The sequence below is a fragment of the Bradyrhizobium sp. CCGUVB4N genome (assembly GCF_024199945.1).
Lineage (GTDB): Bacteria > Pseudomonadota > Alphaproteobacteria > Rhizobiales > Xanthobacteraceae > Bradyrhizobium.
Genome location: NZ_JANADP010000001.1, coordinates 626,114 through 642,966, shown reverse-complemented (window position 1 = coordinate 642,966; position 16,853 = coordinate 626,114). Strand labels below are relative to the sequence as shown.

The 16,853-nt window shown below is 63.8% G+C and carries 16 protein-coding genes; 8 read left to right on the top strand and 8 right to left on the bottom strand.

What is annotated here, in order from left to right; translation table 11 throughout:
• Nucleotides 1-4: 4 nt before the first annotated feature.
• The 3 genes from NLM31_RS02995 to NLM31_RS02985 form a co-directional block, all read right to left on the bottom strand.
• On the bottom strand, nucleotides 5-862 hold the full coding sequence (locus tag NLM31_RS02995; RefSeq protein ID WP_254127839.1) for a branched-chain amino acid ABC transporter permease: 858 nt from the start codon (nucleotides 860-862) through the stop codon (nucleotides 5-7).
• A 32-nt stretch (nucleotides 863-894) separates the two neighbouring features.
• Nucleotides 895-2,409: an amidase gene (locus tag NLM31_RS02990; RefSeq protein WP_254191408.1), complete on the bottom strand. Its 1,515-nt coding sequence runs from the start codon at nucleotides 2,407-2,409 to the stop codon at nucleotides 895-897.
• A gap of 154 nt (nucleotides 2,410-2,563) precedes the next feature.
• Nucleotides 2,564-3,748: a substrate-binding domain-containing protein gene (locus tag NLM31_RS02985; protein ID WP_254191407.1), complete on the bottom strand. Its 1,185-nt coding sequence runs from the start codon at nucleotides 3,746-3,748 to the stop codon at nucleotides 2,564-2,566.
• Nucleotides 3,749-3,927: 179 nt separating this feature from the next.
• Between NLM31_RS02985 and NLM31_RS02980 the strand changes: the two genes are divergently transcribed.
• Entirely contained in the window at nucleotides 3,928-4,362 is a 435-nt protein-coding gene (locus NLM31_RS02980; protein ID WP_057747431.1) for a MarR family winged helix-turn-helix transcriptional regulator, read from the top strand.
• A 238-nt stretch (nucleotides 4,363-4,600) separates the two neighbouring features.
• On the opposite strand, the gene secA is transcribed toward NLM31_RS02980, so the two are convergent.
• Entirely contained in the window at nucleotides 4,601-7,441 is a 2,841-nt protein-coding gene (secA, locus tag NLM31_RS02975; RefSeq protein WP_254191406.1) for a preprotein translocase subunit SecA, read from the bottom strand.
• Between the two features lie 352 nt (nucleotides 7,442-7,793).
• Here secA and NLM31_RS02970 point away from each other — a divergent pair, with 352 nt between their 5' ends.
• Nucleotides 7,794-8,702: a peptidylprolyl isomerase gene (locus NLM31_RS02970; RefSeq protein WP_254191405.1), complete on the top strand. Its 909-nt coding sequence runs from the start codon at nucleotides 7,794-7,796 to the stop codon at nucleotides 8,700-8,702.
• Between the two features lie 114 nt (nucleotides 8,703-8,816).
• Nucleotides 8,817-10,058, top strand: coding sequence for a bifunctional glutamate N-acetyltransferase/amino-acid acetyltransferase ArgJ (argJ, locus tag NLM31_RS02965; protein WP_254191404.1), 1,242 nt, complete (start codon nucleotides 8,817-8,819; stop codon nucleotides 10,056-10,058).
• A gap of 4 nt (nucleotides 10,059-10,062) precedes the next feature.
• On the opposite strand, the gene NLM31_RS02960 is transcribed toward argJ, so the two are convergent.
• On the bottom strand, nucleotides 10,063-10,431 hold the full coding sequence (locus NLM31_RS02960) for a hypothetical protein (RefSeq protein WP_254127833.1): 369 nt from the start codon (nucleotides 10,429-10,431) through the stop codon (nucleotides 10,063-10,065).
• A gap of 227 nt (nucleotides 10,432-10,658) precedes the next feature.
• Between NLM31_RS02960 and NLM31_RS02955 the strand changes: the two genes are divergently transcribed.
• On the top strand, nucleotides 10,659-11,069 hold the full coding sequence (locus NLM31_RS02955; RefSeq protein ID WP_254127832.1) for a (deoxy)nucleoside triphosphate pyrophosphohydrolase: 411 nt from the start codon (nucleotides 10,659-10,661) through the stop codon (nucleotides 11,067-11,069).
• 114 nt (nucleotides 11,070-11,183) lie between these two features.
• Here the strand turns inward: NLM31_RS02955 and NLM31_RS02950 are convergent, their stop codons facing one another.
• Nucleotides 11,184-12,032, bottom strand: coding sequence for a methyltransferase domain-containing protein (locus NLM31_RS02950; protein ID WP_254196126.1), 849 nt, complete (start codon nucleotides 12,030-12,032; stop codon nucleotides 11,184-11,186).
• Nucleotides 12,033-12,096: 64 nt separating this feature from the next.
• Complete coding sequence (locus NLM31_RS02945; RefSeq protein WP_254191403.1) at nucleotides 12,097-13,161, bottom strand: IS630 family transposase; 1,065 nt, start codon at nucleotides 13,159-13,161, stop codon at nucleotides 12,097-12,099.
• A 55-nt stretch (nucleotides 13,162-13,216) separates the two neighbouring features.
• Here NLM31_RS02945 and NLM31_RS02940 point away from each other — a divergent pair, with 55 nt between their 5' ends.
• Genes NLM31_RS02940 through NLM31_RS02925 form a run of 4 tightly spaced genes read left to right on the top strand, consistent with a single transcriptional unit; the run spans nucleotide 13,217 to nucleotide 15,709 of the window.
• Entirely contained in the window at nucleotides 13,217-14,014 is a 798-nt protein-coding gene (locus tag NLM31_RS02940; RefSeq protein WP_254191402.1) for a ComF family protein, read from the top strand.
• A gap of 47 nt (nucleotides 14,015-14,061) precedes the next feature.
• Nucleotides 14,062-14,337, top strand: coding sequence for a glutaredoxin 3 (gene grxC, locus NLM31_RS02935; RefSeq protein ID WP_254191401.1), 276 nt, complete (start codon nucleotides 14,062-14,064; stop codon nucleotides 14,335-14,337).
• Entirely contained in the window at nucleotides 14,334-15,236 is a 903-nt protein-coding gene (locus tag NLM31_RS02930; RefSeq protein WP_254191400.1) for a carbon-nitrogen hydrolase family protein, read from the top strand. The genes grxC and NLM31_RS02930 overlap by 4 nt, the downstream gene beginning before the upstream one ends.
• Nucleotides 15,233-15,709, top strand: coding sequence for a DUF1178 family protein (locus NLM31_RS02925; protein ID WP_254191399.1), 477 nt, complete (start codon nucleotides 15,233-15,235; stop codon nucleotides 15,707-15,709). The genes NLM31_RS02930 and NLM31_RS02925 overlap by 4 nt, the downstream gene beginning before the upstream one ends.
• Nucleotides 15,710-15,722: 13 nt before the next feature.
• Here NLM31_RS02925 and NLM31_RS02920 read toward each other — a convergent pair whose 3' ends face one another.
• Nucleotides 15,723-16,622 carry an EamA family transporter gene (locus NLM31_RS02920; protein ID WP_254191398.1) on the bottom strand — a complete coding sequence of 300 codons (900 nt, stop codon included), beginning with the start codon at nucleotides 16,620-16,622 and terminating at the stop codon, nucleotides 15,723-15,725.
• Nucleotides 16,623-16,853: the final 231 nt, after the last annotated feature.

Genomic DNA, 16,853 nt, shown 5'->3' with positions numbered 1-16,853 from the left:
ATGACTAAACCCCTTTTCCAGCGATGAGGCCCTGCGGCCGGAATTTGATGAAGGCAATGGCGAGAACGAAGACCAGGACATCGGCGACCACGGGCGCCATGATCCAGGGCAGTGCGGCACTGAGCGTGCCGATCACACCCGCGCCGGCGACCGGGCCGATGAAGGATCCGACACCGCCGACCATGACGGCGACAAAGCCCTGGATCAGGAAGCGGATGCCGAGATCGGCATAGAGGCTGAACACCGGCACGATCAGCGCGCCGGCAAGGCCGGCGAGCGCCGACCCAAAGGCAAAGGTGGCGCCGTACATCAGGGGCGTGGAAATGCCCGATGCGCGTGCCAGCGACGGGTTCTCCAGCGTGGCGCGCATGCGCAGACCAAAGCTCGTGCGCGACAGCAGGAGATAGCAGCCAGCCATCACCAGGAGCGTGATGACGATGATGGTGAAGCGCCACGCCGAGATGTGCATGGTGCCGATATCGATCGAGCCGCCGATCGGCTCGGGGACGGTGAGATAGAAGCCGCCGATCAGGCCGCGCACGGATTCGCGGATGATCAGGCCGAGCGCATAGGTGCCGAGCATCGCCACGATCGGCGCGGCGTAGAAGCGGCGGATGATCAGCGCCTCCAGCACAAATCCGAGTGCGCCGACGACAAAGGGCGCGGCGACCATGCCGGCCCAGATCGGCAGGCCCTTAGCGTAAGCGAGATAGGTGATGTAGGCCCCGAGCAGGACGAACTCGCCCTGCGCGAAGTTGAAGATACCCATCATGCTGGCGATGATCCCGAGCCCCAGCACGATCAGGACGATGATCGCGCCAAAGCTCAGGATCTCGAACGCCGCGACGAACGCGTTAGCCATGCGACAGAGCCGTCTGCATCAATGCCTCTCGCTCACATCTTCTTCCAGTCGCCGATCTGCTCGAACGCATGGGCGGCGCGGTAGATGGTGGATTCCTCGAACATGCGACCGACCAGCATCAGGCCGACCGGCAGGCCGTCGACCATGCCGCAAGGCAGTGACATCGCGGGATGATGGGTGATGTCGAACGGCGCGGTGTTCGAGATCATCTCGAGCGCGCGCGCGACGTAATCCTCCCGGCTGGCGGTCGGCTCCGGCAGCTTGGTCGCCTTCATCGGCGTCGTCGGCAGCAACAGGAGGTCGTAATCCTTGAAGGCCTTGTCGTAGGCTGCAGTGAGGCGGCGGGAGATGTTGAGCGCCTTGCCGTAGTAACGGGGACCGAAGGTGTTGTTGATGTAGGTGCCGAGCAGCAGGAACAGCTTTGTGGTCTCGGACAGCGAGTCCGCCTGCCGGCGCCAGCCGCGATGGAAATCCATCAGCGTGGTCGAGTAGAGGTCGCCGCGCGACAGGCCATAGCCGTCGCCGTACATCATGGTCTGGGTCATGCCCTCGGTGCCGATCGGCGTCCAGATCGCGGGGCCGGCGAGATGCATCGGGATCGAGACCGTCTCGACCGTTGCGCCGAGATCCTTGAAACGCTTCGCGGCTTCGCGCACGCTTTCATTGACGGCGGCCTCGGCAGTCGCCTGCTCGAAACCTTCCTTCAAGATGCCGATCTTCATGCCCTTGACGCCCTGGCCGAGCGCCTTGGTGTATTCCTCGACCTTCGGTGCCTTGATGCGGGGATCGTAACCGTCATCGCCGGCGAGCACTTCGAGCAGCAGCGCGTTGTCGGCGACCGTCGCCGTCATCGGGCCGGTGTGATCGACGAAAATCTCGATCGGCATGATGCCGGTATAGGGCACGAGGCCCCAGGTCGGCTTCATGCCGTAGGTGCCGCAGAACGAGGACGGCATGCGGATCGAGCCGCCCTGGTCACCGCCGATCGCCATGTCGACTTCGCCGAGTGCGACGACGACACCGCTGCCGGAGGACGAGCCGCCGGCCGAATAGCCCATCTTGTAGGGGTTGTGGACGGCGCCGACCGCATTGGTGTGGCTGCCGCCTGACATGCAGAAGGATTCGCAATGCACCTTGCCCGCAATCTCGGCGCCGGCATCGAGCATGCGCGTGACGATGGTGGCGTCGAAATCGGGAACATAACCTTCGAGCGTGGTCGAGCCGTTCATCATGGGCACGCCGGCCAGCATGATGTTGTCCTTCAGCGCGACGGTCTTGCCCTTGAGCTTGCCGCTGGCGGCGCCCTTCACGGTCGACTTGCGGTACCAGGCGTTGCGGGGGTTCTCTTCCGCCGACGGCTGGTAGCCCGGCGTGCGCGGATATTTCACCGCCGGCACCTCGTCGGGCATGGCGCCGACGAGATTGTAGGCATCGATCGAGCCCTGCATCAGGCCGCGGAACGAGGCGACATCGTCGTCGGTCAGCGCGAGGCCGCACTGCTCGGCGACGCTGCGAAGTTGGGCTGGCGTGGGAAGGACAACTGTCACGGCGCTCTCCTGAAGTGTCTTGAAACGGACGTTGGGCGCGACCGCCCCGGCGCGACGCACGCACCATCGGCGCCGCCAAAACATTCAAAACGGAAATATTTTCCTTTTCAAGTATTATTTTGCGTTTGCGCGTATCCCGATTGCCGCGGCGACGTCAGATCGGCTTGATCAGCTTGAAGTCGAGACCGTCGGCCACGGCGAGATGCATCGGCATCCGCGCAAGCCCGTTGCGGACGGTCACCGTTCCGCGGGCGCCGCTGTAGACGATGTTGCGGCCGGCCGCGAGCATCGGCCTCATCGCCAGCGTGCCGGCCTTCTTGGCGACCGCCTCGAGAAACAGCAGGCCTTCGTAACTGGACTGTCCGACCGAGCCGATCGGCGGCGCATTCGGTCCGAACATCGCGCGATAGCGGCTCTGGAAGTCATCATTGGCGCGCGCGCCGGTGCCGGTGAAATAGCCGGAAGCGCAGAACATGTTCTCGCTGTTGTCGGCGCCGATGCCGAGCAGCACGGTGTCGTCCATGGCCCCTGCAAGCCGCAGCGTGGTGGCCCCCAGGCCGCTTTCGCCAAAGGCGCGATTGAAGGCGCTGCTGTCGGTTCCGATCAGCGAGATCAGCACGACGTCGGGCCGTGCGGCTCGAATGCGCGCCAGATGCGGCTCGTGATTGTCCTCGCCGAGCGGAACGAACTCCTCGCCGACAACGTGGCCGCCAGTTTCCCTGATATAGTTCTTCACGGCGCGGTGCGATTGCCAGGGCCAGACGTAATCGCTGCCGATCAGGTACCAGCGCTGCGCCTTTTTCACGTCGGCCAGCCAGTGGATCGACGGCCGGCTCTGCCAGCGCGGCGTCTCGCCGATCGCCATGACGCCCGGCGTGCGCTCGCCGCCTTCATAGACTGGCGTATAGATGTAGGGAATGCGGTGACGCGTGGTCACGTCGCGCAGGGCGACACGGACCGCGCTGGTGTGCAGGCCGACGATCAGGTCGACCTCGTCGAAGGCGATCGCCTGCTCGGCACGGTTCAGGACCTCGTCCAGCGGTCCGCCGGCGTCGTAGACGGAAAACTCGATCTCGCGACCGAGGATACCGCCGCGCTTGTTAATCTCGGCGACCGCGAGCTGCGCGCTGTTGGTCGCGCAGGGGCCCCAGACGCCGGGCGATCCCGTGCAGCAGATGAAGCCGCCGACGCGCAACTTGTTGGTACCGCGACGGCGAAGAAAGGCATGATCGCTCGGCGACAGCGCGCCGTCAGCCGCCGATGACGACAGATTCCTGAACAGCAGAGACGGCGGCAACGCCGGACCGCTGTGAGCCGGGAAGTTTACCGTCGCGCGCACGCCAACTCCTGTCCGGTACCAGACCTGAAAGCACATTGAGCAGGCGGCCGCGGCTTCCGCCCTTTTGTTGTGCAATCATCCTATTTTGAAAATATTGAATATTCAAGAATTGAAGTGCATATAGAAGCAGCATTGATTGCAAGACATTCACTCATTTGGGTCAAGACGAAGTCTTAGCCGTGGCAAAATCGAACGCTCCAATCACCGAACACCTCGCCTACCTGCTCGCGCAAGCTAACCGGGAGATCAACCGGCAGCTCGAACTGCGGTTGAGCAAGGAGGGAGTTCCCGTCGAGCAGTGGCGCATCCTGAAAGTACTGTCGGACGGCGATGGCCATTCGATGGGCGAGCTTGCGGACGCCGTGCTGCTCAACCATCCGACGCTCACCAAGATGATCGACCGCATGGTCTCCGACACGCTGGTCTACCGTGTGCAGGACCCGAACGACCGCCGCAAGGTACTGATGTTCATCTCCGATCGCGGCAAGGTGCTTTGCAAGAAGCTCAACTCGCTCGCGGTGGACCAGGAAGAGCACATCCTGGAAAGCTACGGCGACAAGTCGACGAGCGAGCTGAAGCGGCTGCTGGAGAGCTTGATCGATAGCTCGAATTGAGCTGTGGCGCTTGTCGCGAAAGTTGCGACGTCGCCAAATCAACAAAGACTGTCGTCCCGGCGAACGCCGGGACCCATAACCACAGGACGTGGTTGTTTCAACGATTGGTAGTTACTCTGTCTAGCGCGGTACAATGACTGCGCACCATCGAGAGATTCCGCGGTATGGGTCCCGGCGTTCGCCGGGACGACGGCGGCAAGTGAGGCGCTGACGTCGCGCCTCACAATCGCATCAAATCCTAGCCGTACCGCCCATGGCAATGCTTGAACTTCTTGCCTGAACCGCAGGGGCAGTCCTCGTTGCGGCCGACCTTGCCCCAGCTGGCCGGGTTCTTCGGGTCGCGCAACGCCGCGTCGGTGGCCTGCGGGGCCAGCGTCACGTTGGCGAGTGCCATTTCGTCTTCGCCGGTGTCCGGATTGAGCTTGTGCGCTTCCATCGCGGGCAGCACGGGAGCTTCCTGCTCCGGCGGGACGATCTCGACCCGCATCAGCTGCGCCGTGACGGCCTCGCGCAGATGCGCGCTCATCTCCTGGAAGAGGTTGAAGGCCTCGGTCTTGTACTCCTGCAACGGATCGCGCTGGCCGTAGCCACGCAGGCCGATGACCTGGCGCAGATGGTCCAGCATGATCAGATGCTCGCGCCAGAGATGGTCGAGCGTCTGCAGCAGGATGGTCTTCTCGACGTAACGCATCACGTCGGGGCCCCATTGAGCGACCTTGGCCGCCATGTGCTCGTCGGCCTTGGTCTCGATGCGCTTGAGCAGCTCCTCGTCGGCGATGCCTTCTTCCTTGGCCCAGTCCTCGACCGGCAGGTCGAGATCGAGCACGCGCTTCAGCTCGTCCTTCAGGCCGGCGACGTCCCACTGCTCGGCATAGGCATGCTCGGGCACGTGCTTGGCGACGAGATCGTCGATGAAGGCGTGGCGCATGTCCGTAACGGTTTCCGCAACGCTGTCGTCCTTCATCAGGTCGACGCGCTGATCGAAGATCACCTTGCGCTGGTCGTTCTGGACGTTGTCGAACTTGAGCAGGTTCTTGCGGATGTCGAAGTTGCGCGCCTCGACCTTCTGCTGCGCCTTCTCCAGCGCCTTGTTGATCCAGGGATGAATGATCGCCTCGCCCTCTTGCAGGCCGAGACGCTGGAGCATGCTGTCCAGACGATCCGAGCCGAAGATGCGCATCAGATCGTCTTCCAGCGACAGGAAGAATTTTGAGCGGCCGGGGTCGCCCTGACGGCCGGAACGGCCGCGCAGCTGGTTGTCGATGCGGCGGGATTCGTGCCGCTCGGAGCCGATGATGTAGAGGCCGCCCGGCTTCTTCACGGTCTTGGCGGGCTTGGAGCCCTTGGCCGGCTCGAGCTCGACGGTCTCCTCGGCCTTCAGCACGATGTCGCGGAAGTGCTCGATGTCGGCCTTGATCTGCTCGATCTTCCGGGCCTTCTCGGCCTCGTCCTCGATATCAGCAGTCTCCTGCTGGATGCGCATTTCGAGCGAGCCGCCGAGCTTGATGTCGGTACCGCGGCCGGCCATGTTGGTCGCGATCGTAATCGCGCCGGGAACGCCGGCCTCGGCGACGATGTAGGCTTCCTGCTCGTGGAAGCGCGCATTCAGCACGGCGAACAGCTTCGCCGGCTTGCCGGCGCGCGCCGCGGCGTACAATTTCTGCATCGAATTCTCGTTGCCGAAATCGATCTGCCGGTAGCCGTGCTTCTTGAGGTATTCGGCAATCACTTCCGACTTTTCGATCGAGGCGGTGCCGACCAGCACCGGCTGCAACCGCGCATTGGCACGCTCGATCTCGGCCAGGATCGCGGCGTATTTCTCGTTCTGGGTGCGATAGACCTCGTCGTCCTCGTCCAGACGGGCGACCGACAGATTGGTCGGTATCTCAACGACCTCGAGCTTGTAGATGTCGAACAGCTCGTCAGCTTCCGTCAGCGCCGTACCGGTCATGCCGGCGAGCTTTTCGTACATGCGGAAGTAGTTCTGGAAGGTGATCGAGGCGAGCGTCTGGTTCTCGGGCTGGACCTGAACGTGTTCCTTGGCTTCCAGCGCCTGGTGCAGACCTTCGGAATAGCGGCGGCCCTGCATCATGCGGCCGGTGAACTCGTCGATGATGACGACCTCGTCGTCGCGGACGATGTAGTCCTTGTCGCGGGTGAACAGCGTGTGGGCGCGCAGCGCCTGGTTGATGTGGTGCACGACGGAGACGTTCTCGACGTCGTAGAGCGACTCGCCCTTGAGCTGGCCGGCATCGCGCAGCAGCTTCTCGATCTTCTCCATGCCGGCTTCGGTCAGCGTCACCGTGCGCTGCTTCTCGTCGACGTCGTAGTCGCTCTTGTCGAGCTTGGGCAGGAACGAGTCGATGGTGTTGTAGAAGTCGGAACGGTCGTCGAGCGGGCCGGAGATGATCAGCGGCGTGCGCGCTTCGTCGATCAGGATCGAGTCGACTTCGTCGACGATGGCGTAGAAGTGCGGCCGCTGGACCATGTCCTCGAGCCGGTACTTCATGTTGTCGCGCAGATAGTCGAAGCCGTATTCGTTGTTGGTGCCGTAGGTGATGTCGCAGGCATAGGACGCCTTGCGCTCGGCATCGTCGAGGCCGTGGACGATCACGCCGGTGGTCAGGCCGAGGAAGCCGTAGATCTGGCCCATCCAGCCGGAGTCGCGGCGGGCGAGGTAATCGTTGACGGTGACGACGTGGACGCCCTTGCCGGCGAGCGCATTGAGATAGACCGCGAGCGTTGCCACCAGCGTCTTGCCTTCGCCCGTCTTCATCTCGGCGATGTCGCCCTCGTGCAGCACCATGCCGCCGATCAGCTGGACGTCGAAATGGCGCTGGCCGAGCGTCCGCTTGGCGGCTTCGCGCACGGTGGCGAAGGCGGGCACCAGCAGGTCGTCCAGCGTCTTGCCCTCGGCAAGCTGCTTCTTGAACTCGGCGGTACGGGCCTTGAGCGCCTCGTCGGAGAGTTTCGAGACCTCTCCCTCCAGCGCGTTGATCGCGTTGACGCGGGATTGATATCCCTTCACCCGCCGGTCGTTGGCGGAGCCGAAAAACTTGCGGGCGAGCGCGCCGATCATGCCTAGTTCCTGTGTTCGCGAATTAACCGCGTTGCAGCCAAGAAGTTGTCACCCGCTTGCCTATCAACTCACCGTGACGCCTGCTGGCGTCAGAGCCCGGACTGCGGGGGTCATCCGCCATATGGGTGGGAATTGGACTAGTCTGGGTTCAACGGCCAAAAACGCAGCAAAATAAACGCCATCGCCATGGTCGCGACCGGGCAGAGATATGGCCCGGTCAGGGCCTTGTCAACGGCGGGCGCATTGCGGCTAATTCATCATTTTGACAGACTTTTCGCGTTGCCAAGCCCCCCTGAATTGGGCGAGTGTCCGCCCCGCTTAAGCAGCCCCTGCTTCAACATAAGGATTTTGCATGACCACCTCGTTCCCGGTAACCACCGGACTGCGTTTCCGCCACGCGTCCGCCCTGGCTGGCTGCTTTGCCTTGGTGCTGTCCCTGGCGGTCGCCGGCCCGCTCCGGGCGGCCGACGATCCGGTCCTGGCGAAGGTCAATGGCGCTGAAATCAAGAAAAGCGACGTGACCATGGCCGAGGAAGAGCTCGGACCGAGCCTCGCCCAGATGGATCCCGCGACCAAGGACGACAATGTCCTGTCGTTCCTGATCGACATGAAGATCGTGGCCAAGGCCGCCGAGGACAAGAAGGTCGCCGACGGCGAGGAATTCAAGAAGCGGATGGCGTTCGCCCGCAACCGCCTGCTGATGGACAGCCTGCTGGCCCAGGAAGGCAAGGCTGCCACCAACGACGACGCCATGAAGAAGGTCTATGAGGAGGCCTCCAAGCAGATCACCGGCGAGCAGGAAGTGCGCGCCCGCCACATCCTGGTCGAGACCGAGGACGAGGCCAAGGCGGTGAAGGCCGAGCTCGACAAGGGCGCCGATTTCGCCGAGCTGGCCAAGAAGAAGTCCAAGGATCCGGGCTCCGCCGACGGTGGCGACCTCGGCTTCTTCACCAAGGAACAGATGGTGCCCGAATTCTCGGCCGTCGCGTTCGCGCTCGAGCCGGGCAAGATCTCCGATCCCGTGAAGTCGCAGTTCGGCTGGCACATCATCAAGGTCGAGGAAAAGCGCAACCGCAAGGCGCCGGAGTTCGACCAGGTCAAGCCCCAGATCGAGCAGTACGTCACCCGCAAGGCCCAGGCCGACTACGTCGCCAAGCTGCGTGCCGAAGCCAAGGTCGAGCGGATGGACCAGCCGGCGGCCGACGCGTCGAAGGATGCCAAGCCGGCCGACAGCAAGATGGCGCCCCCCGCCAAGAAGTAAAAATCTGCTGTCACTTCGGTGACGCCAAGAGTATCTAAGCATCGCAATGGCCGGGCATCGCCCGGCCATCTGCATATCCAGACCTCACCAAGGCACAAGCCAAGGCACCCCGCGATGTCCTCAACCGTCTCCCCGCTCGCCCCGAAGAACGTTCCCGACATGCCCGTGATCGCGGGCGTCCGCCTCGCGACGGCCGAGGCCGGCATCCGCTACAAGAACCGCACCGACGTGCTGCTGGCGATCATGGACAAGGGCACCGCGGTCGCGGGCGTCTTCACCAAGTCGAAATGCCCGTCCGCGCCGGTCGAATGGTGCCGTGCGAAACTGAAGGGCGGCAAGGCACGCGCGCTGGTCGTCAATTCCGGCAATGCCAACGCCTTTACCGGCAAGACCGGCCGCGGTTCCACGGCGCTGACCGCGAAGATCGCGGCCAAGGCCGTCGGCTGCAGCGAAAGCGAGATCTTCCTGGCCTCGACCGGCGTGATCGGCGAGCCGCTGGACGCAACCAAGTTCGACGGCGTGCTCGGCCGCCTCGCCGAGACCGCCGAGGCCGGCGATTACCTCGCTGCCGCCAAGGCGATCATGACCACCGACACCTTCCCCAAGGTCGCGACCGCGACCGTGAAGCTCGGCAAGGCCAAGGTCACCATCAACGGCATGGCCAAGGGCGCCGGCATGATCGCCCCCGACATGGCGACGATGCTGTCCTTTGTCTTCACCGACGCGCCGATCGCGCCCGCCGCGCTGCAGGCGCTGCTCAAGGCCGGCGTCGAGGACACCTTCAATGCGGTCACGATCGACGGCGACACCTCGACCTCGGATACGCTGCTGGCTTTCGCCACCGGCGCTGCCGCCGAGCATGGTGCGCCCAAGATCAGCCGCGCCAGCGATCCGCGCCTGAAGGCCTTCGTGAAAGCGTTCAACCAGATCCTGGCCAATCTTTCCGAGCAAGTAGCGCGCGACGGTGAAGGCGCGCGAAAACTGGTCGAGATCACCGTCGAGGGCGCCAAGACCAAGGCCTCCGCACGCAAGATCGCGATGTCGATTGCCAACTCGCCGCTGGTGAAGACCGCAATCGCCGGTGAGGACGCCAATTGGGGCCGCGTGGTGATGGCCGTCGGCAAGGCCGGCGAGCCGGCCGATCGCGACAAGCTCTCGATCTCCTTCAACGGCATCCGCGTCGCCAAGAGCGGCGCGCGCGATCCGTCCTATGACGAGGCGCAGGTGTCGGAAGCGATGAAGGCCCCGGAGATCGCGATCAAGGTCTCGCTCGGCCTCGGCAAGGGCCGCGACCGCGTGCTGACCTGCGACCTCACCAAGGAATATGTCGCGATCAATGGCGACTACAGGTCCTGACGGGTCAGAGCCGGCTGGAGACCTTCACGCTGACGTCGACTGTCCGCGTGATCGGCCGATTGACCGCATCCAGTCCCTGACGGGCATAAACAAAGCGATCGTCCCCGACATAGCCGGGGCGGGAAAGATAAATCACTCGATTGCCACTGATCGATACGCTGCCGTTGCCCGGCTGCGTGACCACGCGGGCGCTGAAGATGGGGCCCCGCGTGCGCGCTACGATGATGCTGCAGCGTTTTCCGCTGGCCGCATACATCGTCCCGGACACGGTTTGGTTGTCCAGGGTCTTGATGAACGGCACGATGCAGGAGTCCGCAACGGCGGGCCCGGCCATAACTGACATTGCGACGACAACAATTCCGACCGACTTCATCTTGCATGCCCCCTATCATCGAGCGCCCCTCGACGAGCTCAATTATAGATAGATGCCGAAACACAGCGCAAGCTGTTGTTGCCCGCACGGATGATCGACCCCGGAAAGTTTGCGCGTTCCCGAGCGAAGAACCGTCGATTGAATCTGACGTGTGGAGATCGTAGAAACGCCGGCCGCAACGGGGTTAGCAAAGCGTTGCGATCACCTTCAGCGAGCGACAATCACGCATGGCCGATCTCAAACTGACACTGGTGGTGGCGTGTGCACTCGTCGATGCCGACAAGCGCGTGCTGATCGCGCAGCGCCCTCCTGGTAAGACGCTCGCGGGCCTCTGGGAATTTCCGGGCGGCAAGCTGGAGCCCGGCGAGCGGCCGGAGCAGAGCCTGATCCGCGAGCTCCACGAGGAGCTCGGCATCACCGTCGCCGAGCCGTGCCTCGCGCCGCTGACCTTTGCGAGCTACGGTTACGAGACCTTTCATCTCTTGATGCCGCTCTACATCTGCCGGCGCTGGGAGGGGATCGTCGAGGCCCGCGAAGGCCAGACGCTCGCCTGGGTCCGCGCCAACAAATTGCGCGACTATCCGATGCCGCCGGCGGACATTCCGCTGATCCCGCATCTGATTGATTTGCTGATGTGAGACAGAACTCATCCTGAGGAGGCCGCGAAGCGGTCGTCTCGAAGGATGGCCATACGGCGAGAGCCGGGCCTGCATGGTTCGAGACGGCGCTAACGCGCCTCCTCACCATGAGGATCACTCTTTCCCCGCCTTCTTCACGGCCTCCGCAAGGCTCGCTTTCGCCGATCCCGGCTTCAGCGGCTGCTGCTGGCTCGCATGCGGGGCCCAGCCGGAGAGCCAGATGATGTCGAAGGTGGCGCGAATGCGCCCATCGGCATCGGCAAAGCGCTCGGCATAGATTTCGGCCATGCGCAGCAGCGTCGCGCGACGGCTCGGCGCGCGCCGCCGCTCGATCAGCACATTGGCCGCACCCATGCGGCGAAGATCCTGCATCAGCGCGAATGCGCTGGAATAGCGCACCACGACGCGGTCGACGTCGGTGACCGGCAGCGCAAAGCCCGCCCGCTGCAACAGCGCGCCGATGTCGCGCAGATCGGCAAACGGCGCCACGCGCGGCGACACGCCGCCCTCGCATTCGGTCTCCGCCTCGGCGAACGCCTGCCGCAACTCCGTGAGGCTGTCGCCACCGATCATCGCAGCCAGTAGCAGACCGTCCGGCTTCAGCGCGCGACGAATTTGCGCAAGCACGCCCGGCAGATCGTTGACGAATTGCAGCGCCAGCGCCGAAACGACGAGATCGAGGCTCTCCGGCGCAAAGGGCAATTTCTCCGCACCCGCTGCATCGAGCGCAATGCGCTGGATTGAAGGCAGCCGCGTCCGCAGCCCCGCGAGCCCCTCGCCCGGCGTCCAGAGATCGGCCGGCGCATCAAACTCGCGCATCACCGCGGCCAGCCGGTCGGACATGTCCTCGGCGACCCGGTCGAGCAGAAATGTCACCTCGCCCTGCACCTGAGCACGCCGCTGCCGCGCGCGCAGCAGGGCACGATCGAACAAGGCGGGCGGCGTGTGCGGGGTCTGGGCCATGCCGCTGGTTACGCCGATCACGAGTGTTCTGGCAATCCGGTGAATGCGGCGCTAGTACCCGGAATCAGAGCTGAGTGATACGGCGGCCTTTGAAACGGCGTTGACGGACCTTTTTCTTGGTCCAGACGAAGGGCTCGGCTCTGTCGTTGTATGCGTTGACGTAGGCATCGATGTGATCCTGAAGCTGCTTGAGGCTTGTGAAGGAGGTGCCGCTGAGCGACTGCCCCTGCAAGATCGAAAACCATACCTCGACCTGATTGAGCCAGGACGCACTTGTCGGCGTGAAATGAAATTGCACGTTGGGGTGGGCCTTGAGCCAGGGCTCGTTCTTCTTGTGGGTGTTGAGGTTGTCGAGGATGACGTGAAGCTTCCGGTTCGGAAAAGCCGCGGTGACGCTGTTCATGAAGTCGAGAAACTCGACGCGGCGTCGGCGTTTTGAATGCGTCGCGATGATCTTTCCGGTGGCGACTTCGAGCGCCGCAAACAATGTTGTCGTGCCATGCCGCTTGTAATCGTGGCTCTGGCCGGTCAAGGCGCGGCCATTGGGCAACTTCAGATAACCCTGCGCTCGCTCCAAGGCCTGGATCGAAGGCTTCTCGTCCACGCATAGCACAATGGCCTTCGCGGGCGGGGCGACGTAGAGGCCAACAACATCGGCGGCTTTGGCCGTAAAGTTCGGGTCGTTGCTCTCGCACCAGGACTTGCGAGCCACGAGGTCAATCTTGTGGATGCGCAGGAACCGCCAGACATATTGGACGTCAACATCGCCCAGTGCCTCGGCCAGCAGAGGGCCGGTCCAGCGTGCGAACCCTTGCGGGGCCGGCTTATCCAACAGCTTCAGAATCCGCTTGTCGGTAGCCTTCGTATAGATCGGCTGCTTGCCAGGCCGCGGCTTGTCTTGCAGACCTTCCAGGCCATGATCGGCATAGCGGCGCCGCCAAAGGCTGACAATCCGCGGCTGGACCCCGACTTCTTTGGCGATCGAGCGGGTGCTGCGCCCGTCCGCTGCCAACAGAACTATCCGCGCCCGCTTCAAATCGCGCTGCAACGTCACCGGCGAGCGACAACACGCCTCAAGCACCTTGCGATCTTTCCGCGAAAGGTGGACTTCTCTTGCTTCGGGGATCATCCCGACCTTGAATCATGACTCACGATCCAAGAAAAGTGGGTACTAGCCTCCCCTTATGGACGCCGACGCCGCCCCGACCCGCTCCATCGCCAAACCCTTGCGTGCCGCATGGACGGCTGGCCGCGACGTGCTGTCGCGCGCGGCGCGGCTCGCGCTCGACATTGCGCTGCCGACGCTGTGCGTGTCCTGTCGCGAGCCGGTGGATGGCGAGGGCGTTTGTGCGGCGTGCTGGGCAAAATTGTCGTTCATCGAGCGGCCCTATTGTCCGCGGCTCGGCATCCCCTTTGTCTACGATCCCGGCCCCGACATGCTGTCGATGGAGGCGATCGCCAGCCCGCCCGCCTACCAGCGGGCACGCGCGGCGGTGCGCTATGACGATGTCGCGCGCACGCTGGTGCATGCGCTGAAATACCAGGACCGCACCGATCTGGCGCCCGCCATGGGCCGCTGGATGGCGCGCGCGGGCGGCGAACTGCTTGCCGGCGCTGACATGCTGGTGCCGGTGCCGCTGCATTGGCGCCGGGCTTGGCGCCGCCGCTACAACCAGTCCGGTGCGCTGGCGCATATCATCGCGCGGCAGAGCGGGGTCAGGGTCCGGAGTGAGGTGCTGCGCCGGGTCCGCGCCACCGAGCAGCAGATCGGCCTGTCGCGGGCCCAGCGCGCCACCAATGTGCAGGGCGCATTCCAGGTATCCCCCGACCGTCAGGCCGAGGTCCAGGGCCGACGCATCATCCTTGTCGATGATGTCCTGACATCAGGCGCGACGCTGGATGCCTGCGCGCGTGCACTTCTTCGCGCCAAGGCGGCCCAGGTCGACGTGCTGGTCTTTGCCCGGGTTGTCGAGAGCCGGTAAAGTCCCATATAATTCAATAAATTCATGACATGAGAGCGCTGGACGCCATGACCTCTGCTGTCGAGATCTACACCAGGCCGGGATGCGGCTATTGTTCCGCTGCCAGGTCGCTTCTGACCCGCAAGAAAGCGACCTTCAGGGAATTCGACGTCGCCCAGAACCCGTCCTGGCGCGAGGAGATGTACGACCGCGCCGGCGAGGGCTCGACCTTCCCGCAGATCTGGATCGGCGGAACCCATATCGGCGGCTGCGACGATCTCTACGCGCTCGACCGCGAAGGCAAGCTCGACGGGCTCCTCGAAAGCGTCAAGGCGGTCTCATGAGCCAGGATCAAGCTCGAGATCAAGCTCAGAATCGCACCTTCACCGCGGCCATGATTCAGATGCGCACCGGCTTGATGCCCGAGCCGAGCCTCGCGCAGGCCACAAGACTGATCCGGGAGGCGGCAGCCAAGGGCGCCGACTACGTGCAGACGCCCGAAGTCAGCAACATGATGCAGCTGAACCGCAAGGCGCTGTTCGAGCATCTGCAGAGCGAAGAGGACGACGCCTCGCTGAAGGCGTATCGCGCGCTCGCCGCCGAGCTGAAGATCCACATCCATGTCGGCTCGCTGGCGCTGCGCTTCTCAGCCGAGAAGGCGGTCAACCGCTCCTTCCTGATCGGGCCCGAGGGCAACGTCCTCGCGAGCTACGACAAGATCCACATGTTCGACATCGAGCTGCCGGACGGCGAGAGCTATCGCGAATCCGCCAATTACCAGCCGGGCGAGACCGCCGTGATCTCCGACCTGCCCTGGGGCCGCATTGGCTTGACGATCTGCTACGACGTGCGCTTCCCCGCGCTCTACCGCGCACTCGCTGAAAGTGGCGCCTATTTCATCACCGTTCCCTCCGCCTTCACCCGCAAGACCGGCGAGGCGCACTGGCACATCCTGCTGCGGTCGCGCGCGATCGAGACCGGCTGCTTCATCTTCGCAGCTGCCCAGGCAGGCACCCACGAGAACAAGCGCGAGACCTATGGTCACTCGCTGATCATCGATCCCTGGGGCGAGATCCTTGCCGAGGGCGATGTCGAGCCCGGCATCATCATGGCCAAGATCGACCCGGCCAAGGTCGAGACCGCGCGCCGCGCGATCCCCTCGCTCCAGCACGGCCGCCGCTTCGGCGTCTCCGATCCCAAGGCCGGGCCGGATCATCTGCATCTGGTGCGGGGATCGGCATGATCCGCTACGCGCTCCATTGCGACCGCAAGCACGAGTTCGAGAGCTGGTTCCAGAGCTCGTCGGCCTACGATTCGCAGGTGAAGCGCAAGCTCGTGACCTGCCCGATCTGCGGCTCGGCCAAGGTCGACAAGGCGATCATGGCACCGCGCATCGTCAGCAAGAAAGGGCGCGCAACACCTCCGGTGGAGCCGGCCACGACGCCGGCGCCCGAGGCTGCGCCGTCTGGATCCACCTCGCTGATGATGGCGCAGGAGCGCGAGCTGCGGACCAAGCTGAAAGAGCTGCGCGACCACATCGTCAAGAACGCCGACAATGTCGGCGAGCGCTTTGCCAACGAAGCCCGCGCGATGCATTACGGCGACAAGGAGCACCGCCCGATCTACGGCGAGGCCTCGCCGGACGAGGCAAAGTCGCTGATCGACGAAGGCATCGAAGTGTCGCCGCTGCCGACACTGCCGGAAGACCGGAACTGACGCGCAGAGCGCGTCAGAAACCCACCAGCAGCGCCACGCCGAGCACGATCAGCACGATCCCAAAAATCTCGCGAGCTGCGATCGGCTGCTTGAACGAGTAGTACGCCACCGCTTGTGCGAACAGCACCTCGATCAAAGCGAGGGTGCGGACATTGGCGGCGGCTGTCAGCGCGAACGCCAGAAACCAGAATTGCGAGGCGAAGGCGCCCATGAAGCCGGCGAGCAGCGACGGCCGCCATAACCCCAGGATCGACTGAAGTATTTTTGGCGCGCGCCAGAGCAGGTAGATCGTCAGGATCAGCGTCTGCACGAACAGGCCGAGCACCAACGTGAACGACGATGCGGTCACGAACGATACGTTCGGCACGGTGATGATCGCGCCGCGGAAGCCGACCGCGGAGAGCGCGAACGCTGCCGCCGCAACGAGGCCGGTGATGGTCGGCTTCAATTCCGCAAAGCTCTTCTCGCCACCGGGCCGCAGCGCCGTGATGACGACGCCGACGGTCGCGATCACGATCGCCAGTACCTTCAGCCAGGTCAGATGGTCACCGAGGAAGACGAAGCCGAAGATCGCGGTCTGGATCGCCTCGGTCTTCAGGTAGGCCGTCGTCACCACGAACGAACGGTCGTTCATCGCGAGCAGCATCAAGCCGGTCGCGACGATCTGGCTGAGCGCGCCCAGCAGCAGCCACGGCCAGAACACGGTCGGCGGCATGCCGATGTGATCGCCGGTCGCAACCAGCACAACGCCTAAGAACAGCAGGGAGAACGGGAAGCCGAACAGAAAGCGGATATTGGTCGCGCCCCAGGTCCCCAACGGCTTCGTCAGCGACCTCTGCATCGCGTTGCGCGCGACCTGGCCGAGCGCAGCAATGACGGTGAAGGGAATCCAGAGGCTGGTGACGGTGAGCATGGGGGGTGAGGCTGCGAGGGGAGTGCTGCTGCAAACTGCCGAGCACACGGCGTCAGGTCAATGACGCCCATGTCATAGGAGCGATGCTCTCGCCTTCGGCGTCGTCCCGGCGAAGGCCGGGACACATAACCACCGAACGTGATTATGGCGCGAGATAGCAGTTACCTATCATCGTCAAACTGCGTTCACGGAGTATGGGTCCCGGCCTTCGCCGGGACGACACCATTTTTG

Coding starts and splice junctions, on each gene's coding strand:
- NLM31_RS02955 (WP_254127832.1), top strand. CDS start 10,659: ATGGCCGATCTCAAACTGACACTGGTGGTGGCGTGTGCACTCGTCGAT.
- NLM31_RS02995 (WP_254127839.1), bottom strand. CDS start 862: ATGGCTAACGCGTTCGTCGCGGCGTTCGAGATCCTGAGCTTTGGCGCG.
- NLM31_RS02970 (WP_254191405.1), top strand. CDS start 7,794: ATGACCACCTCGTTCCCGGTAACCACCGGACTGCGTTTCCGCCACGCG.
- NLM31_RS02925 (WP_254191399.1), top strand. CDS start 15,233: ATGATCCGCTACGCGCTCCATTGCGACCGCAAGCACGAGTTCGAGAGC.
- NLM31_RS02920 (WP_254191398.1), bottom strand. CDS start 16,622: ATGCTCACCGTCACCAGCCTCTGGATTCCCTTCACCGTCATTGCTGCG.
- NLM31_RS02940 (WP_254191402.1), top strand. CDS start 13,217: ATGGACGCCGACGCCGCCCCGACCCGCTCCATCGCCAAACCCTTGCGT.
- secA (WP_254191406.1), bottom strand. CDS start 7,441: ATGATCGGCGCGCTCGCCCGCAAGTTTTTCGGCTCCGCCAACGACCGG.
- NLM31_RS02945 (WP_254191403.1), bottom strand. CDS start 13,161: ATGATCCCCGAAGCAAGAGAAGTCCACCTTTCGCGGAAAGATCGCAAG.
- argJ (WP_254191404.1), top strand. CDS start 8,817: ATGTCCTCAACCGTCTCCCCGCTCGCCCCGAAGAACGTTCCCGACATG.
- NLM31_RS02950 (WP_254196126.1), bottom strand. CDS start 12,032: ATGGCCCAGACCCCGCACACGCCGCCCGCCTTGTTCGATCGTGCCCTG.
- NLM31_RS02960 (WP_254127833.1), bottom strand. CDS start 10,431: ATGAAGTCGGTCGGAATTGTTGTCGTCGCAATGTCAGTTATGGCCGGG.
- NLM31_RS02930 (WP_254191400.1), top strand. CDS start 14,334: ATGAGCCAGGATCAAGCTCGAGATCAAGCTCAGAATCGCACCTTCACC.
- grxC (WP_254191401.1), top strand. CDS start 14,062: ATGACCTCTGCTGTCGAGATCTACACCAGGCCGGGATGCGGCTATTGT.